The organism is Nocardia sp. NPDC127606 (assembly GCF_042671725.1).
Taxonomy (GTDB): Bacteria; Actinomycetota; Actinomycetes; order Mycobacteriales; family Mycobacteriaceae; genus Nocardia.
On record NZ_JBHXWQ010000004.1, the window covers coordinates 344826 to 362646 of the forward strand.

Here is a 17821-nt window from a genome sequence, read left to right on the forward strand (position 1 = left end):
ACCAGCCGGCTAGCTGTCTGAGTCGGATTTCTTCGTCGTCTGTGTGGTGTGCACCCACGGCAGATGGTGTGGCACCACCGTGTCGATGATCGTGCTCACGCGCGGAGTGTGCGCGGTGGCCAGACCCGAGCCGACCATCACGCCCAGCGCGATCGACATCACCGAGAGCAGCGCCGAAACCAGGACCTCCAGCCCGCCGGTCGACACCCCCGACAGCGAATGCGTCACCAGGTCGGAGATCCCGGTGAGGCTGATTCCGCCGGGCACCAGCATCCAGAACGCGGGCAGGAACGCCACCTGGGTGGGTGGCGCGTGCTTGCGGCCCTGGATCAGGTACGCGGCGTTCACGGCGACGAGCCCGCCGAGAAACGTGCCGGTCAGCGGGCCGGACACGTGCTTGCCGAAGACCTGCGCCGCGTAGGTGATGTAGAGGACGAGCAGCAGCCAGCCCACCGTGTTCTGCGGTGCGCTCGACCGCCACGAATGCCCGTACCCGATCAGCAGCACCCCGAGTATCGGTGCCCACCACCCCAATTGGGCACTGCTCACCGGTGGATCCGACAGCGGCCCGAGCACGCTGATCCCCACGTAGGAACCCAGCGCGAGCAGGAACAGCATGTTGATGCCGTAGACGACCCGGCTGGCGCCGGCCACCATCGACCCGGTCGCCAACTCGATCGTGCCGTTGGTGAGCATCGCGCCGGGCAGCAGCGTCGCGACCGCCGGAATCAGCAATTGCTGCGGCTGCCCACCGGAGAGCGCGCCGGGAAAGCCGTACGCGAGCACCGCGACCACGGCCGACGCGACCACCGGCAATGCCATCGACAGCAGCCGCACCCTGTCGGCGAGCTGGGTCAGCACGCCGACGACCAGCCCGAGCACCACATAGCCGACCAGCGCTCGCGCGCCCGGGTTGAGCATCATGCCGATGCCGACGGTCAGCACGACCTGCCCGAGCAGGATCAGCCACGGCGGGCTTCCGGGCTTCTGGGTCAGGATCTTGTCGAGATCCCTCGATGCCCGGCTCGGCGGCGGCGCGTCCTGCTCGATCTGGTCGATCAGCCGGTAGAGGCCGTCGATCTGGTCGAGTGGCAGGGTGCCGACGCGAGCGTCGAGCATGTCGATGGCCGAACTGTTGTCGGTGCGGACCCGGACGAACACGGCGGTGGGCAACACCATGAAGTGAATATTGGCGGTGCCGTAGCGCTTCGACAGCTTGTCGAGGATGGTCTGGACTCGCGCGGAGGTCTCGCCCGCTCCGACCAGCGCCACGCCGAGCCGGCACAGCAGATTCAGCAGGTCGGCCGGCACCGGCGGGTCGACGGGGGGTCTGTGCTCGGTGGACCGGGGCGGACTCTTCTCGTACTCCGCGCGGATCTTGGCGATGGCGTGGGTGACGCGGTACTTGGCCACCCGCCAGGTCTTGCTCGCGTATTCCTCCGAAGCCATGTCACCGCCGTCCGCAACCGTGGGGCAATGGTGCGGTGAGGTGTGCTTCGCCGCACCCTTCCCGCATCGCTGGTGAGATATGCCGAGTGTAGGGCAGGTGCGGTGCGGAGGGAGTGCGTCGAAGGCTCGCCGAGTGCGGAGATCGTGCGCGGCCGACAGCTATCGGCCGGGCACCGATCTTCGAGGTGGTCCAGCTCAGCCGTTCAGTCGGGTGAGGCGGTCGTAGGCGGTGACGTACTCCTCGACGAGGCGGTTGACCACGTCGGCGCTGCGTTCGACCTTGTTCATCATGCCGACCACCTGGCCGACCGGGTTGAAGTTCACGTCCTTGGCGGCCTCGGGGTAGCGGTGTCCGCGTTTGACGCCGTCGAGGGCCACCATCATCTGCAGCGGCATCGGCAGGGGGTCGGGGGTCTCGGTGGACTCCCAGGCATCGGTCCAGTCGTTGCGCAGCATGCGGCACGGCTTGCCGGTCCAGGAACGCGAGCGGATGGTGTCGTGGCTGGTCGCCTCGAGGTAGGTGTCCATCTGGGCGGGCGGCACATTGGCCTCCTCGACGGTGAGCCACAGGGACCCGGTCCACGCGCCCGCCGCGCCCATCGCCAGCGCCGCCGCGACCTGCGCGCCGTTGCCGATGCCACCGGCGGCCAGCACCGGCACGTCGCCGATCGCGTCGATCACCTGCGGCCACAGCACCAGCGAGGACACCTCGCCGCAGTGCCCGCCACCCTCGGTGCCCTGGCACACCACGAAGTCGAGGCCGGCCGCCTTGTGGTTCATCGCGTGCTTGACCGAACCGCACAGCGCGCCGATCACCCGGCCGGAGTCCTGGATGCGCTTGACCACGTCATCGGGCGGGGTGCCGAGCGCGTTCGCGACGAGCTTGGCCTTGGGGTGGTTCAGGATGACGTCGACCTGCGGTCCCGCAGTGGTCGCGGTCCAGCCGAGCAGCTCGTTGTGGTGCTCACCGTCGGGCAGCGCGGGCACGTTGTGATCGGTGAGGATCTGCTGGGCGAAGTCGCGATGGCCCTGCGGAACCATCTGCGCCAGCTGCTTCTCGAGCTGTTCGGGGGTGAGCCCGTCCACGCCCTTGCCCTCGTATTTCGACGGAATCACCAGGTCGACGCCGTAGATCCCGGTGACGTGTTCGTCGAGCCAGGCCAGCTCCACCTCGAGCTGTTCGGCGGTGAAGCCGACCGCGCCGAGTACCCCCAATCCGCCCGCGTTGCTCACCGCCGCCACGACGTCGCGGCAGTGGGTGAAGGCGAAGATGGGGAACTCGATGCCGAGCTGTTCGCAGAATTCGGTACGCATACCGAACTGTAACATGTTCTAGTTTGGTCGAGAATGGTCAATTTCTACAGGGCGGCATCCTCCAGCGCGGCCAGTGAATCCTCGAGGTGATCGAGCAGTCGATGCAGGTCGGGCAGCGTGCGACGGCAGCCGACCAGACCGAAATCGAGGTTGTTGCCGCTGGAGGTGAGCGTGATGTTCACGGCCTGCCCGTCGAGCGGGATCGACAGCGGATAGGTGGCGTCCAGACGCGAACCGTTCCAGTACAGCGACTCGCGCGCACCGGGCACATTCGAGATGACGATATTGAACGGCGGCGTCGCCACCGAGGCGAACCCGGGCAGCAGCATCGCCGCCATCGGACTCAACATCACCCCGGCCATCGCCAGCGTCTGCGCCGGGGTGAGCGAGTGGTACACCTCCTTGTTGCGACGCGTCGACTCGCTCACCACCCGCAGGCGTTCCAGCGGGTCCGCGATATCGGTGCCCAGATTGCACAGCAGTGCCGCGACTTTCACGCCCTGGCTGTCGACGTCGTCTTCCTCGCGCAACGACATCGGCACCATGGCGATCATCGGCTTGTCCGGCAAGGCGTCGCGCTCCAGCAGGTAGGCCCGCAAGGCGCCCGCCGACATCGCCAGCACCACATCGTTCACGGTGGCCCCGGTCGCCTTCTTCACCTGCTTGACCCGATCCATCGACCAACTGCGCACCGCGCATTTGCGGGCACCGCCGATCGGCACGTTGAACAGCGTGCGCGGCGCCTCGAACGGCAGGGTGAGCTGCTGCTGCACCAGACCGGTGCGGGTCGCCTTCATCAACGCGGTGGTCGACGAGCGTGCCGATGTGACGGTATCGATCAGGCCGCCGAGCCGGGACTTACCGGGGCGCGGCGGGCCGAGCTTGCGCGGCAGGTTCCACGGCCGCATGAGCTCGGTCGCGAACGGGTCGGTGGTCAGCGTGCGCCGCATGAGGCGCTGGGCCGAAACGCCGTCCACCAGTGCGTGATGCATCTTGGAGTAGAGCGCGAAGCGTCCGTCGGCCAGGCCTTCGACGAAGTGCAGCTCCCACATCGGGCGGTGCCGGTCGAGCAGGGCGCTGTGCAAGGTCGACGCGTGGTCGAGCAGCTGGTCGATATGGCCGGGCCCGGGGAGGGCGCTGCGCTGCACGTGATAGTCCAGGTCGACGTCGTCGTCCTGGGTCCACGCCATCTGCGGTGCGCCCAGCCAGGTGGCAGGCCGCTTGCTGAACGTGGGCCGAACGGTCTTGTCGGCCAGCAAGGCCGCGCGGAACTCGCGCAGGTAGTCGGGCCCGGCGTCTTCGGGCGGTTCGAACAATTGCAGTGAGCCGACGTGCATCGGGTGCTCACGGGATTCCGCGAGCAGGAACAGCGCATCCAACGGCGCGATGAGATCCATGAGAGATCGCCCCCTGACGAGAGTGGATCGGTGCAAAGCCTTCAGACGATCGACCACGCTGTCGGGTTCGGCACCCCTGCGTGCCGTATACCCAAGTTACCCGGCGGTCCGGGGTCGCGTCAGCTGAACGCTCGGACCATCACGAACTCCATGGTGTTCACCGGATGTTCAGTTCGCGGAAGAGTACTGGATGCGCGAGCTGAGTGAACACAGCGGCCTCGCGTACCAGGAGAGCTCGACGAGAGCGGGCCGTGACATCAGGTGCCGCGGCCCGTTTCTTGTTCAGGTCAGACTTTGACGGTCTGCGCTTCGCGTGGGTCGACGGCGTCGCGCGGATCATCTTCCCGCGGTGTCTCATTCGCGTGCTGCGCCTCGGTGGGCTGCGGTGCCTCGGTGAGCTGCTGCGGTTCGGTGAGCTGCTGCGGCTCGGTGGGCTGGTGCGGCTCGGCCGCCTGCTCGGGCTCGGTGGGCGGTTCCTCGGTGACTTCCTCGAATGCGACGTCTTCCGACCGGGTTTCGGCGGCCACCGGCTGCGGAGCCGGAACCGGTTCCGCCCCGCCGCCTTTCGAGGCGATCTCGATACCGAGCTCGATGCGGGTTGTCTCGACCAGCGCTCGTTCCTGTTCGGCGGCATGGCGCATCGCCTTCTGCCACAGCGACGCCATCTGCTCCAGCTCCTCGACGGTCGCCTCCACGTCGATGTGCAGCTTCAGCCGCTGCATCGTGATGTGCTGGGCGGCGGTGAGGGTGCGCAGCAGGTCTTCGCACTTGTTGGGAATCCGGCGATGGGCCACCACCCGAAGGCGAGTCAGCGTGCCGCCCGGGCGATCCCAGATCACCTTGTGGATCTGCGCGCTGACGCTGTCGATCTCGTCGGTGGTGACCAGATCCCATTCGCCGCAGGTGGTCAGATCGGCGCGCACCGAGGCCGACATCTCCAGGATCGAGGCGACCGCGGCGAGCACCGCCTCGCGGCGCCACGCCTCGTGATCGCGCTGGTCGCCCACCATATTCGACAGCTCGACATTGCGCTGCGCGGCGTCGAGTGCCTGCCTGCCGCGCTCGTCGGCGGCCGCGATTCCTTCACGGTGGGTTCGGTTGTTGGCGATGACGCCGACCAGAACTGCGCCGGCGACGGGGAGCGAGCCGAGGAGTGGGAGCCACTGAGTCACCCAGCGATCATTGCACCGGTGCTCGCAACAGTCACCATGATCGGCGCGTTGGTATCGATGTCGCGTGTCAGCTCGGCGCCGGAACCCGGTGCAGAAAACCGACCAGGGGGGCGAGTTCGGGGATCTGCTCCGCGTCGGCGAGTGCCTTCTCGAGTGCTCGATCGTGGGTCGGTTTCGCCTTTTCGTAGGCGGCCCTGCCGGTTTCGGTGAGTTCGGTGTAGATGCCGCGGCGGTCGTCGGCGCACAGCACACGCACCAGGAAGCCGCGGTCTTCCAGTCGGTTGACCAGCCGCGTGGTCGCGCTCGCCGACAGCGCGGCCGCACGGGCCAGCTGGGAGATCCGCATGTGCCAGCCGTCCTGCCGGGCCAGTGCGTCGAGCACGGTGAACTCGACGATCGACAGCTCGTGTTCGCGCACCAGTTCGCGTTCGAGCGCGGTCTCGATGTGCCCGTGCAGCGCGGCCAGGGTGCGCCAGCCGGTCGCCCGTACCTCGATGGCGTCATCAGCAATACCCATGCGACGAGTATAGCTGGCGGTTGCAATATAGCGCGTGTGCAACTATCGTCGATCAGCGTTAGTTGCACACGCGGGTAATCGGCCCCTGATGGAAAGAAGCGTTCACATGCCACTCGGTCTCATCGCTCTCGCGCTCGGGGGCTTCGGCATCGGACTCACCGAGTTCGTCATCGCGGGGCTGCTCTCCCCGGTGGCGGCCGACCTGGGCGTCTCGGTGCCCACCGCCGGCTACCTCATCTCCGGGTACGCGCTGGCCGTCGTCATCGGCGCGCTCGCGCTGACCCCACTCGTCAACCGGTGGCAGCCCAAGCGGGCATTGCAGCTGCTCATGGTCCTGTTCACCGTCGGCAACGCGGCCTCGGCGCTGGCTCCCGGCTACGCCGCGCTGCTCGGCGGACGGGTGCTCGCGGCCCTCGCCCACGGTGCGTTCTTCGGCATCGGGGCCGTGCTCGCGTCCTCGCTCGTGGCACCGGAGAAGAAGGCCGGAGCCATCTCGATCATGTTCGGCGGGCTCACCGTCGCGAATGTTCTCGGCGTTCCACTGGGGACGTTCATCGGCCAGCAGTGGGGCTGGCGGGCCACGTTCGTGGTGATCACCGTCGTCGGGCTGGTCGCACTGGCCGGCATCACCGCGCTCGTCCCCGACGCGCCCGCCACCCGCGAACGCCCGAACCTGCGGGCCGAGTTGTCGGTCTTCCGCAACACGCAGGTCTGGTACTCGCTGGTCATGACCGTGCTGGTGTTCGGCGGGATGTTCGGTGCGTTCATGTACATCGAACCGCTGCTCACCCGCGTCACCGGATTCTCCGAAGCGATGGTGCCCTGGCTGCTGGTGCTGTTCGGCGTCGGCCTGTTCTTCGGCAATCTGCTCGGCGGCCGCTGGGCCGACCGTGCCCTCACCCGCACCCTGCTCGCCCTCACACTGGCCCTCGCGCTCTCGCTGGCGGCATTCGCACTGCTCGCCGACTACCGGATCGCGGCACTGCTGCTGCTCCCCGCCATGGGCTTCTTCGGCTTCGGCGCCACCCCCGGTCTACAGATGCGGGTGCTCGACAAGGCCGGCGCCGCACCGACACTCGCCTCGTCGGCCAATATCGCGGCCTTCAACGTGGGCAATTTCCTCGGCGTGTGGCTGTCCGGGCTGGCGATCAGCGCCGGATTCGGCTGGGTGTCGCCGCTGTGGGTCGGGATGGGATTCGCGGTGACCGGGCTGTTGGTGTTGATCGCCGCGACTCGCGGTGAGCGCGCCGTCCGGCCTCCGGTCGCCGAACCCGTCGCGGTCTAGACGAACGAAAATCCCCGGTGGGCAGCGGATAACGCTGCCCACCGGGGATTCCGTGGTTCGTGACTAGTTGGCCGACGTGGTGGTTGTCGGGGCAACGGTGGTGGTCGGCTCGACTGTCGTGGTGGGAGCCACCGTCGTGGTCGGGGCGACCGTCGTGGTGGGGGCCACGGTGGTCGTCGGAGCGGGGGCGGCCGCCTGGTTGGTCGCCGGTTCCGGAGTGGTCGTCGGCGGTGTGGTCGTCGACGGGGCCACTGTCGTGGACGGTGCCGTGGTGCTGGTGTCCGTCTTGGACGTGGTGGTCGCCTTGGGGCTGGTCGTCGTCGCCTTCGCGGAGGTCTTGGACGTGGTGGTCGGCGCGGTGGTGGTCGTCGCCGGCTTCGTCGGAGCCGCCAGCGCGGCGGTCACCGAGGCGTCGTCCGGCGCGGCCTTGGTGTCGATGGTCTCGCCGGCCTGCGCCTGCTTGGCCAGGTGCGTCAGCCAGGCTGCCGCGTACTCCGCCGAAGTCAGCGGCTTGCCGTTCGCAGCGTCGGAATCACGCCAGTAGTCGAAGTGGTGACCGGTGCCGTTCGGGCCGAGAGTCAGCTGGTACGGATCGTTCATCACCACCGGGATCGTGTTCTGGTTCGTCACGATCAGCCCCACGATCTCGTTGAAGATCTTCTGCGGCAGGTACGCCAGCGGCGAGAGCTGCTCACCGGCGATCACGTCGGCCTTCGCGGGCGTGGTGGTCTGCCCCGGCTTGTAATCCGGGTCCGACACCTTCAGCAGCACATCGAGGAAGGTTTCGTCGCTGGCCATCCAGTTCGGGTTCGACCCGATATCGGAGAACGCGGCCATCGCGATCCGGCCCAGCGTGAACGCCATGTCCTGGCCCATCGCGGGGGTGATCGCGGTGATGCCGTTGCGTTCCAGGTCGGCGCGCTGCAGTTCGTCGATATTGATCTGACGACCCACATTGGCGGCCAGCTGCAGCAGGGAGATGTTGTCCGGCGCCGCGCAGGTGAGGTCGCCCTCGGAGCAGAAGGAGGCGATCTTGCCGTTGAGCGCGCCGAAACCAGCGCCCGTGGTGACGCCCTGGCCCGAGATCGGCGTCTTGCCGTCCTGGTACTTCTGGTCGAAGTTGTCGGGACGCGCGAACGGGTCGTCCGCACCGAGGAAGGTGCCGTCGCCGGCCTTGCGACCCGGATCGGCGAACATCACCACACCGAGCACGTCGTCCGGGTTCACGGTCGCGTATCCGTCGGCGGGGTCGTCGTTGCCGATGCCCTCGGCCACGCGCCGCACCACATCGGCGCCCTCGCTGTAGCCGACGATCGAGAACTTGGTGTCCGGGCAGGCCGCCGAGATCTCCCGCATCACCTGCTGGGTGTTCTCCACGCCCCGGTTGACCGCGTCCTCATAGCTCGCCAGATCGGCCGGATAGGCGATGTACACCGCCGCGTAGTCGCCCTCGGCGACATCATCACGCGGGGCGTTCACCACCGGATCCACCCACACACTGCTGTGGTCGCCCGACAGCGCGGCGGGCAGCGGATTCCCGTTGGCATCGAGCAGCATCGCCGTCGTGCCTTCGACCGGGGTGTCGTTGCGCCCGGCCACCGAGATGGTCACCATCTCGCGGCACTCCGTCACCGACGTCGTCAGCTCGTAGCTGGGTGATGCGGGCTGCGATGTCACCGCGAAGGAAGCGGCGACAATCGCCGCGACACCCAACGCCGCAGGCGCGGCAACAGCTGAAGCAATGCGATGTTTCGCAAGAAACTCACGCAGATTCATATGTGATCCCGTTCGAATGACCTACAGGTGGGCAGGCCCCCCGACGGGCCGCATGTCACGAACAATGTCGCGCCCACCAGCAAGATCGTTACTGACGCAAACGGGAAGCCGTGCCCCCATTTCCAGGGTCATGCGCGATCGCTCTCACCGAGAAGGTCCGGCGGATGGCCTCGCGCAGCCAGTGGTGGGCGCCGTCGGCGGTGTGACGGGGGTGCCAGGCCATGCCGATCGTGAGGGGCGGTAGGGGCAGGGGGATGTCGAGGAGATGCAGGCCGAGGGCGGTCGCGTCGTCGGTGAGGGGCGACGGGTCCGCGCCGGGCAGTGCCGCGGGGACCAGGCAGACGATGTCGGTGCGGGCGGCGAGGGTCATAGCGGCCAGGTGGCTGGGCAGGACGACGCTGACCCGCCGTCGGAGGTTCCGCTCGGCCAGCGCCGCGTCGAGCGGGCCGGTGAACCGCCCACGGCGGCTGACCGCGACGTGTTGGGCGGCGGCGAGCCGGGCCGGGGTCAAGGGTTCTTCGGTCAGGTGGTGGCCGGGTCGGACGGCCGCCACCATGCGCAGCGTCACCAATTTCTCGACCTGGGTTTCGGGATCGACGTGATCGATGGACCCGACTTCCAGATCGATGCGGCCGTCGCGGAGCGCGGATCCGGCCTCCCACTCTTCGGCCAGCAGCCGGAACGAGACCCCCGGCGCCTCCCGCGCGGCCAGTGCCAGCAGCCGGGGCGCCAACGCCGCGCCGACCAGGTCGGCGGTTTGAAGGGTGAAGGTGCTGCTCAGACCGGCGGGGTCGACGCCTGTACCGGGACTGAGCAGTGCTCCGAGGCTGCGCACCACCGCGGCGGCTTCCTCGCGCAGGGCCTCGGCACGCGGGGTGGGCACCATGGTCTGTCCGGCCCGGACCAGGAGCGGGTCTTGGAGGATGCGGCGCAGCCGGGCGAGGGTGCGGCTCATCGCGGCGGGCGAGGTGTGCAGGCGGGCGGCGGCGCGGGTGACGCTGTTCTCGGCCAGCAGGGCGTCCAGCGCGAGGGCGAGATTGGCATCGACGACCGGATCAGGGCTGTTCACCAGCATCATTCCATTTCAGTCAATAATTCAGTGCTGAAATTCCTATTGTGGCAATACGTGGTTCTTCGCAGGATGACGGGTGTATCGATCCACCACTACCTGCGAGGCGAACATGATCGTCATCACCGCTCCCACCGGGAACATCGGCCGTCCCCTGCTGGCCCAGCTCCTGGACTCGGACGAGGAATTGCGGGTGATCGCGCGTGACCCCGCGCGCCTGCCCGACACGGCACGCGGACGCGTCGAGGTGATCACCGGCTCACACGCGGACGCCCCCGTCCTCGATCGAGCCTTCGACGGCGCGGACGCCGTGTTCTGGCTCGTCCCCCCGGACTCCGCCCGACCCCCGCACGACGGCTGGAGCGGTTTCACCGGCCCCGCCGCACGGGCGCTCGCCGCGCACGGTGTCGGCCATGTCGTCGCGGTGTCGGCGCTCGGCCGCGGCACCCCGCTCGCCGGCCACGCCGGCTTGGTCACCGCGTCCCTCGCCATGGACGACCTCATCGCCCAGAGCGGCGTCGCCTACCGGGCGTTGGCCAACCCGTCCTTCTTCGAGAACCTCCTGGAGGACGTCGACTCGATCCGCGACACGGGCGTGTTCGTCGATGTCGTCGACGCCGATCGCCAGGCGCCGATGGTCGCGGTCGCCGACATCGCCGCCGTCGCCGCCGACCTGCTGCTCGACCGCTCGTGGACCGGCACCGACAGCGTCCCCGTCCTCGGCCCGCAGGATCTCTCACCCAACGACCTGGCCCGCATCATGACCGAACAGCTCGGCCGCTCCGTCCGCTACGAACGCCAGTCCCTCGACGAACTACACACCGCCCTGGTCGGCTTCGGCCTCGACCCAGCGTTCGCCCAGGGTGTCGTCGACATGAAGCGAGCCAAGGACCAGGGCCTCGACGCCGGGGTCACCCGCACGCCGGAAACGGCGTCTCCCACCACCTTCGAGCAGTGGTGCGCCACAACCCTGAAGCCCGCTGTCTTCTCCTGAACCCACCACCCGACCCGCAACACCAAGACCTTTGGAGACATCCTCATGCCCGCTGCGCAAACCGAACCACCGGTCACGGCATTCATGCTTGTCAAGACCACGCCCGAATGGCTCGCCCTGACCGTTCAGGAACGTGTGGATGCCTTCACCACCCAGGTCCTGCCCGCCATCGAAGCCAAGACCACCGGAGTGCGGTCACGCTTCTACGACACCGAGTTCTACTCCGCCCGTGTCACCGATGTCTGGGTATGGGAAGCGGAAAGTCACCACGCCTACCAACTGCTGATCGATGCCCTGCGCGAAACACCATTCTGGGACCGCTATTTCGAGGTCGTCGACCTCCTCGTCGGCACCGAGAACGGCTACGCGCGAACCTACGGTCTCGATACCTTCGCCACCATCAGCACCTGAAACCGATTGCCCGACTTCCGGTTCGGGTGCGCGGCGCCGCCGATGCGGTGTCGCGTCGCCCGTCCGGGGCGCTCGTCGCTGTTCATGGGCTGGTCGGCGTGGTGTGCGCCTTGGCCGCGAGCCGGCCTGCCGCTACCGTCGCCGCCGCGATGGTGCACAGCGCCGCCAGCATGATCGCCGACCCCTCACCCGGCACGAGCACCCCCAGCTGACTGCCGACGGTCACCGCCGCGACCGGTACCCCGATCTGTGCCGCGGCGAGTGTGCCGTAGGCGACCGGCTGGCCGAGCAGTCGCGCCGCACAGTGCACGCCGACAGCCCCGAGGCCGAGTACCAACCCGAGCAGGATGAACTGCGGGTGCTCCCCGAACTCGCGGAGATCGAGCCGGGCGCCGAGCCAGACGAAGAACAGCGGAGCGAGCAGCCCATCGCTGATCGCGAACACCTGCTTGGCCACCCGACGTGGTTCGCCGACCCCGGCCACCGCCAACCCCGCCGCGAACCCGCCGAGCATGATCGACACGTGCATCGCGCTGGCCACCCCGCACAGCGCGAACACCAGAACCAGACTCACCCGCAGTTCCAGCGTGAATTTCCGGTCCTCGGACACCTCGTGCACCTGACGCTGCGCACCCGACTTCTGGAGATAGCGCAGGACGAAGAACATCGCGGTCGCGCAGAGCGCCACGACCACCGCGCCGATCGCGGCTCTGACAGCGTTCGCCGGATCGATCACCAGTGGCAGCGCGACGATGCAGGCGGTGTCGGCGATGGCCACCTGGGCGGTGAGCGCGAGCACCGGCGGCCCACTCAACCGCATCGAGTCGATGATCGGCAACGCCATCGCCGCGGACGACGACGCCATCAGCACCGCGTAGACCGCCGCGTGCCCGACGTCGAACGCCAGCGCCACCGCCCAGCCCGCCACCGCCGCGACCACACCCACCAGCACGGCCCGTGCCACGCCGATACCGAGCGCGGTACGGACCCGCGGATCACGCACCGGCACATGAGTACCCGCGGCGAACATCACCAGCGCGAAGCCCATGTCGGCGAGGAAGACGAAGATCGGATCGGTGGGGTCGAGGATGCGAAGACCGGTGGTGCCGAAGATGATTCCCGCGAGGAGTTCGCCGAGCAGCACCGGCAGGTACAGCTGTCTCGGCAGGGCGAGCAGCGGCCCGATCAACCCGAGCGCCACGACCAGCGCCAGGGTTGCGAACGTCATGGCATCGCGGCGATCTTGGCGGGGATCTCGACGTTCTCGTCGGCCCAGTACAGCGCGCACACACGGTGATAACCGTCGGCGATCAGCATCGGCACATTCGCGCGGCAGTCGCCCCGCACCAGCAGGATCGGCGAGAGCCTCCTACCCTCGTTCACCTTGAGCAGGTCTCTGCGCACATGCGGGTTGTCCGGGGTGAGGGCTTCGAGCTGGGACGCCCGCAGAATGTCCTTCGCCTTCTTGACCACCACCGGCGCGGCCCTGAGCTCGGCCACGATCGCGTCGACCATCGCCTTGTCGCCCAGCAGATCGAGATAGTCGGCGGCAGCGGGATAGTCGTGATCTTCCGGAGCGGACTTCCACTTCACCTGCAGAATCTGGTCAGCCATCGACCCATCATCCGCCGCACCCGACCGATTCCCCGGGAGGTCGCCGGATGTCGCCGATCGGTTTCGCGATCGGTACCGGGCATGGGCGCGCTCGAGCGGGAAGGTCGGCTTCCGCGTTCACCAGAGGTCGACCCATTGCGGGCGCAGCGCCAGATCGAATCCCGCGGCGCGCCCGCGCACCAGCAGCGGCATCGCGGCGCCTTCCGGGAATCGGTGCAGCAGTGCTTTCGCGGTGGATCGGCGGAACTCGGTCATCGCGAATTCCTTCTTCACCCAGCACTCGACCCCGGTACTCGGGTGCGTGAACGTCACCTTCAGACGCACCCGATGAGTGGCGAACGGACTGTTGGTCGTGCGCGTCACCCGATGCCCGGACTCGATCACCGTCGCGTTCACCGGCGCAGCGACCTTACGCAGATACGCCCGCCGACCCCACCACGCCATCATGAGCACGAACGGCCACGTGACCAGCGCGAACAGCATCCCACCCAGGAATCCGAAGACCACCGCGACGGATTCATCGGGCACAGAGGCGACAAAGGTCGCCGCGCGGATCGCTCCGACGAAGTACAGCGCGGCAGCCACCGCCGACACCGCCCAGTAGACGAACACCATCGGATTGACCAGCATCCCCGCCTTCATCCCCACCCTGATTCCGATCTCTGTCCGCTCCGCCGACTCGGCCGGATCGCACCAGAGCGTATCGGCTCGGGCGCGACCGAAGTGCGTTGTGTCGCAGCCGCGGTGAATCATTCGTGGCTCCCTTGACCTGAACCACTGTTGAGGGTCGAGAGTTTCTCTCATGAGCACGAACATGATTCAGCCCCCGGCCGTCGATGACGACACCGTGGACCACACCGCCGACATTGCCGCGATTCGCCGGATCATCACCGACACGCAGACCGCGTACAACACCAACGACGCGGAACTCATGACCGCACAGTTCACCGCGAACGCGGTGGTCGGCAACGCCGTCGGCATGTTGATCAGCGGACGCGACGCGCTGCTCGACGCGAACCGGCGCGGATTGGCCGGATTCCTGAAGGACGAATACGTCCGATACGACGTCGTCGACGTGACCTTTTTGCGCCCGGATGTGGCCATCGCCCACAAGACCGCACGCGCCACCACCGCCGACGGCGCCCTGATCGACACCGAACCGGCGATGGTCGCGCTGTATGTACTGGTCAAGCAGGACGGGCAGTGGTGGACCGCCGCCCGGCAGAACACCCTGGTCCCGTCAGCGGGGTGATCCCACTGTGGCGCGGCGGCTGGTCAGCCGCGGGCCATATCGACGAAACGGCTGAGGTGCAGCTGGTGGGCGACGGTGATCGTGGCGGTCGGACCATTACGGTGTTTGCCGACGATGAGGTCGGCCTCGCCGCCACGGGGGTCGTCGCGTTCGATGGCGTCGGGGCGGTGCAACAGGATGACCATGTCGGCGTCCTGCTCGAGCGAGTTATGCGCTGAAATACCTTGTGCCACAAAGTTATGCGTGCCTGGGACGGTTCCGTCGTAGACGTCTTGTTCGCCGAGGCTGGTGATTTCGACGATCTTGTCCCAGAACACATCGTTCGTGGCGAGCATGTCGATATCCGCGTCATCCAGCACCGCGGCGACACGAGCAAGGCGGGAACGGCTGGGGGAGCGCTTCCACATGGTGCTGCCGCAGAAGCGAGAACCCATGGCGGCGGAGAACTCTCGGTGCGTCATTTCCTTGTCGGCCAGCAGCGTTCGGACGCGGTTCCAGACTTCGGCGGGGACGGTGTCGACATTCGTGTTGCGGGCCATCGGGGCCAGTTCAGCGAGTGCCGTCTCGGCGGACCTGCCACGGGCGCCGTGAACGCCGACCTCGCGTAGGAACGTCGTCTGGTTCTCGCCGCCGTCGACAGTCAGGTGGTAGCAGTCTCGGTAGCCGGTCTGAGGAACAGTTTTGATGCGGCCGTGTACGCCGAGGCGCAACAACAACTGGTTCACGTCGTCGATCAGTCGCCGGCTGGTCGAAGCGTAGTCGACACGAGCCTGGCGGGCCTTGGCATCCCAGCGCGCGGATCCATCCGTCGCCCACAGGTGACGGAGGAACAGCGCGATCTGGTCGTTCGGAAGCGCGAAAACCGGTTCAGGGACGAACTTTTCATAGCTTCGCAGGCCGAACAGCCCGAGGGCGTCCAACCAGGCGGCGATCGGATTGCGTTTGCCGTGGGTGAGATGGAACGGTGCGGGCAGGCGCAGAGTGGTGACGCGCGCAGCGGCGTACTCGTCGCGGACCGCGCTTACACCGAAGTGCTCGGCGGCGGTGGTGACGGCGGCGAGGTTCTCCTCGTCGACGCTGGCGTAGCGGATCGGCTGGCGCTTCACGCACGAGCCGTCGCCGATCATGTGCGCGAGCATCACGACCTCGGCTTCGGGCAGTCGCGCGGTGTGCACGGGTTCCGGGACGAGTCGTGGCGTGGCCAAGCGGTCGCCGACAGCGAGCTTGTCGAGGGCGATCCAGCCGTCGACTGTCAGGAACGGGTGGTTGCCGGTGGCTTCGACCTCGCGACCGGAGGCGAGCTTCAGCTTGAATACTTCTTTGTGTCCGCTCGGGAACACCTTCACCATCGGGCGGGCGACCATCCGCATCCGCTCGTCGAGCGACCACACGAGCGGCTGATCACCGCTGGACATCAGCTCACCCAGCGTAACTTCGGCACCGGTGTCAGCGCGCAGGATTCGCGTCGACGCGGGCATACAACCCGACTCGCGAAGGTCGGACACCATGGGTCGCTTGTCGGTTCGCTGTTCAGGACCACGGTTCAGCTGCGAAATCGCGATCACCGGAACCTCGAGTTCCTTGGCCAGCAGCTTCAGGTGACGTGAGAATTCCGAGACTTCCTGCTGACGCGATTCGACCTTCTTACCCGAGCTCATCAGCTGCAGGTAGTCGACCACAACGAGTTTCAGGTCGTGGCGCTGCTTCAAACGTCGAGCCTTGGCGCGAATCTCCATCATGGTCAAGTTGGGTGAATCATCGACGAACAACGGCGCCTCACTGATCTCGCTCATACGGCGAGCCAGCTTGGTCCAGTCGTCGTCGCTCATGCGGCCGGAGCGCATATCGCCCAGTTTGATCTTTGCCTCGGCCGAGAGCAGACGCATGACGATCTCCGTGCGGCTCATTTCGAGCGAGAAGATGACGCTGGCCATGCCGTGCTTGATCGAGCAGCTGCGCATGAAGTCCATGCCGAGCGTGGAGTTGTGAGTGGGCACCATGGTGCGGCCGGCCAAGTACATATGGTCGGTGTTGTCGACTTCGACGCAACGAACGAGCACGGGGTCGACCTTGCGGACGTCGACTATCTGCCGTGCCGCCGAACGAGCGGATCGGGGCACCATGTGGGCGAAATTGTCCCGCGGTGTACGCAGACTGTGCGCGATCTCGCCGGTGGTCCGGACAACCGGATGCGGCGCCAGGGTGGGCGCGAGCGTTGTCCACAGGTGTTCTTCGTCCGCGGTGATGACGGTGCCGTCGGAGAATTCGACCTCGTAACAAGGACGGTCGGTCATCTCCTCGGTGGCCGCAAGCACCCTGGTGGGCCTGCCATCGGCCCCGAGCAGCTCCGCACCGACACGAACCTCACCCATGGTGGTCCAACCACCAGGCGTCGGCAGCGGAGTGTCCAGCGCCAGCGCCTTACCCACGCCGGGTCGGGCCGCCACGATGATCATCTGCCCGGGATGCAATCCGTTGGTGAGTTCGTCGAGTTCGGTGAAGCCGGTGGGGACGCCGAGGGAGATGCCGCCTCGGGAGGCGATGGAGTCGATTTCGTCCATGGTGGGCTGGAGGAGTTCTTCCAGCGGGGTGAAGTCCTCGGTGGTGCGGCGTTCGGTGACTTCGTAGATTTCGGCCTGGGCGCGGTCGACCACCTCGGCGACGTCCTGGCCGTCGGCGCCGGCGTAGCCGAACTGGACGATGCGGGTGCCCGCCTCGACGAGGCGGCGCAGGATGGCCTTCTCGGCGACGATCTCGGCGTAGAAACCGGCGTTGGCCGCGGTGGGGACGGTCTGGGTGAGGGTGACCAGGTAGGGCGGGCCACCGATGCGCTTGAGTTCGCCGCGGCGGTCGAGGCCTGCCGAGACGGTGACGGGGTCGGCGGGTTCGCCGCGGCCGTAGAGGTCGAGGATCGTGTCGTAGATCGCCTGGTGCGCGGGGCGGTAGAAATCGCCGGGGCGCAGCACCTCCACCACGTCGGCGATGGCGTCCTTGCTCAGCAGCATGCCGCCGAGGACGGACTGCTCAGCGGCCATATCGTGCGGAGGCTGACGACCGAAGTCCTCGCCGGGGGGTTCAGGCGTGAACTCGGTTTGCGCGCGGTCACCGGTGGTTGTCACCAGGGGAGTCCTCTCTGCCCGCAGAACCGGGGTTTCACATCGATGTACTCGTTGTACTCCCGGACACCGACACGGATGTCAGCAATCGGTTGCCTGCGTGATTCCCGGGGCCGCGCGCAAGGCAATGCGACGAACCTAGGCGACGTTTTCGGGACTCGCCAACCCGACATGTGCACACAACTGTGGATAACTTGGGGGTAGTTCACCCGTTGTTGTGCAGCGCCTGTGGAAAACATGGGGAAAACCCAGGTCAGTACGGTAAAACGCCCTGCTAGACCCCGGTTTGCCCAACTTCGTCCCTGTGGATGAAAGAAGTTCCGGCGTGTCGGTCGAGGTGAACAGCCGGGCGTGTTGGGTTAACAGCGATGGTGCAGGATATGACCGGAGTCACAAATCTGCCGGTCGGTTTCCGCAGTCATCCACAGGGTGAATAACCGGAGGTCAAGCGATTA

Annotated in this window: 15 protein-coding genes; 4 read left to right on the plus strand and 11 right to left on the minus strand. The window is 67.1% G+C overall.

Annotated elements, in window-relative coordinates; genetic code table 11:
* Positions 1-9: 9 nt before the first annotated feature.
* From ACFVJ5_RS21245 to ACFVJ5_RS21265, 5 genes are all read right to left on the minus strand, one after another.
* A complete protein-coding gene (locus ACFVJ5_RS21245) occupies positions 10-1449 on the minus strand; it encodes a threonine/serine exporter ThrE family protein (RefSeq protein ID WP_379222400.1) in 1440 nt (479 codons plus the stop codon).
* Positions 1450-1644: 195 nt separating this feature from the next.
* Complete coding sequence (locus tag ACFVJ5_RS21250; RefSeq protein ID WP_301904126.1) at positions 1645-2763, minus strand: nitronate monooxygenase family protein; 1119 nt, start codon at positions 2761-2763, stop codon at positions 1645-1647.
* Positions 2764-2807: 44 nt separating this feature from the next.
* A complete protein-coding gene (locus ACFVJ5_RS21255; protein WP_379222401.1) occupies positions 2808-4160 on the minus strand; it encodes a wax ester/triacylglycerol synthase family O-acyltransferase in 1353 nt (450 codons plus the stop codon).
* A 287-nt stretch (positions 4161-4447) separates the two neighbouring features.
* The gene (locus ACFVJ5_RS21260; RefSeq protein WP_379222402.1) at positions 4448-5332 is read right to left on the minus strand and encodes a hypothetical protein; all 885 of its coding nucleotides are present in this window, start codon (positions 5330-5332) and stop codon (positions 4448-4450) included.
* Positions 5333-5399: 67 nt separating this feature from the next.
* A complete protein-coding gene (locus tag ACFVJ5_RS21265; protein ID WP_364402674.1) occupies positions 5400-5849 on the minus strand; it encodes a MarR family transcriptional regulator in 450 nt (149 codons plus the stop codon).
* Positions 5850-5955: 106 nt separating this feature from the next.
* Here ACFVJ5_RS21265 and ACFVJ5_RS21270 point away from each other — a divergent pair, with 106 nt between their 5' ends.
* Complete coding sequence (locus ACFVJ5_RS21270) at positions 5956-7134, plus strand: MFS transporter (RefSeq protein WP_379222403.1); 1179 nt, start codon at positions 5956-5958, stop codon at positions 7132-7134.
* A gap of 63 nt (positions 7135-7197) precedes the next feature.
* Here ACFVJ5_RS21270 and ACFVJ5_RS21275 read toward each other — a convergent pair whose 3' ends face one another.
* Together ACFVJ5_RS21275 and ACFVJ5_RS21280 are read right to left on the minus strand one after the other, a co-directional pair.
* A complete protein-coding gene (locus ACFVJ5_RS21275) occupies positions 7198-8910 on the minus strand; it encodes a cutinase family protein (protein ID WP_379222404.1) in 1713 nt (570 codons plus the stop codon).
* 88 nt (positions 8911-8998) lie between these two features.
* Positions 8999-9979, minus strand: coding sequence for a LysR family transcriptional regulator (locus tag ACFVJ5_RS21280; protein ID WP_379222406.1), 981 nt, complete (start codon positions 9977-9979; stop codon positions 8999-9001).
* 79 nt (positions 9980-10058) lie between these two features.
* Between ACFVJ5_RS21280 and ACFVJ5_RS21285 the strand changes: the two genes are divergently transcribed.
* On the plus strand, positions 10059-10973 hold the full coding sequence (locus ACFVJ5_RS21285) for an NAD(P)H-binding protein (RefSeq protein WP_379222408.1): 915 nt from the start codon (positions 10059-10061) through the stop codon (positions 10971-10973).
* A 45-nt stretch (positions 10974-11018) separates the two neighbouring features.
* Complete coding sequence (locus tag ACFVJ5_RS21290; RefSeq protein ID WP_379222410.1) at positions 11019-11384, plus strand: darcynin family protein; 366 nt, start codon at positions 11019-11021, stop codon at positions 11382-11384.
* 82 nt (positions 11385-11466) lie between these two features.
* On the opposite strand, the gene ACFVJ5_RS21295 is transcribed toward ACFVJ5_RS21290, so the two are convergent.
* The 3 genes from ACFVJ5_RS21295 to ACFVJ5_RS21305 all read right to left on the minus strand — a co-directional run bounded on the left by ACFVJ5_RS21295 (position 11467) and on the right by ACFVJ5_RS21305 (position 13628).
* The gene (locus ACFVJ5_RS21295; RefSeq protein ID WP_379222412.1) at positions 11467-12612 is read right to left on the minus strand and encodes a cation:proton antiporter; all 1146 of its coding nucleotides are present in this window, start codon (positions 12610-12612) and stop codon (positions 11467-11469) included.
* Positions 12609-12986, minus strand: a complete 378-nt coding sequence (locus tag ACFVJ5_RS21300) for a hypothetical protein (protein ID WP_378635257.1) — start codon at positions 12984-12986, stop codon at positions 12609-12611. The genes ACFVJ5_RS21295 and ACFVJ5_RS21300 overlap by 4 nt, the downstream gene beginning before the upstream one ends.
* 129 nt (positions 12987-13115) lie before the next feature.
* Complete coding sequence (locus tag ACFVJ5_RS21305; RefSeq protein WP_379222414.1) at positions 13116-13628, minus strand: hypothetical protein; 513 nt, start codon at positions 13626-13628, stop codon at positions 13116-13118.
* Between the two features lie 172 nt (positions 13629-13800).
* Here ACFVJ5_RS21305 and ACFVJ5_RS21310 point away from each other — a divergent pair, with 172 nt between their 5' ends.
* A complete protein-coding gene (locus ACFVJ5_RS21310) occupies positions 13801-14250 on the plus strand; it encodes an SgcJ/EcaC family oxidoreductase (protein ID WP_379222416.1) in 450 nt (149 codons plus the stop codon).
* 23 nt (positions 14251-14273) lie between these two features.
* On the opposite strand, the gene ACFVJ5_RS21315 is transcribed toward ACFVJ5_RS21310, so the two are convergent.
* On the minus strand, positions 14274-17285 hold the full coding sequence (locus tag ACFVJ5_RS21315) for a replicative DNA helicase (protein WP_379222687.1): 3012 nt from the start codon (positions 17283-17285) through the stop codon (positions 14274-14276).
* Between the last annotated feature and the right edge of the window lie 536 nt (positions 17286-17821).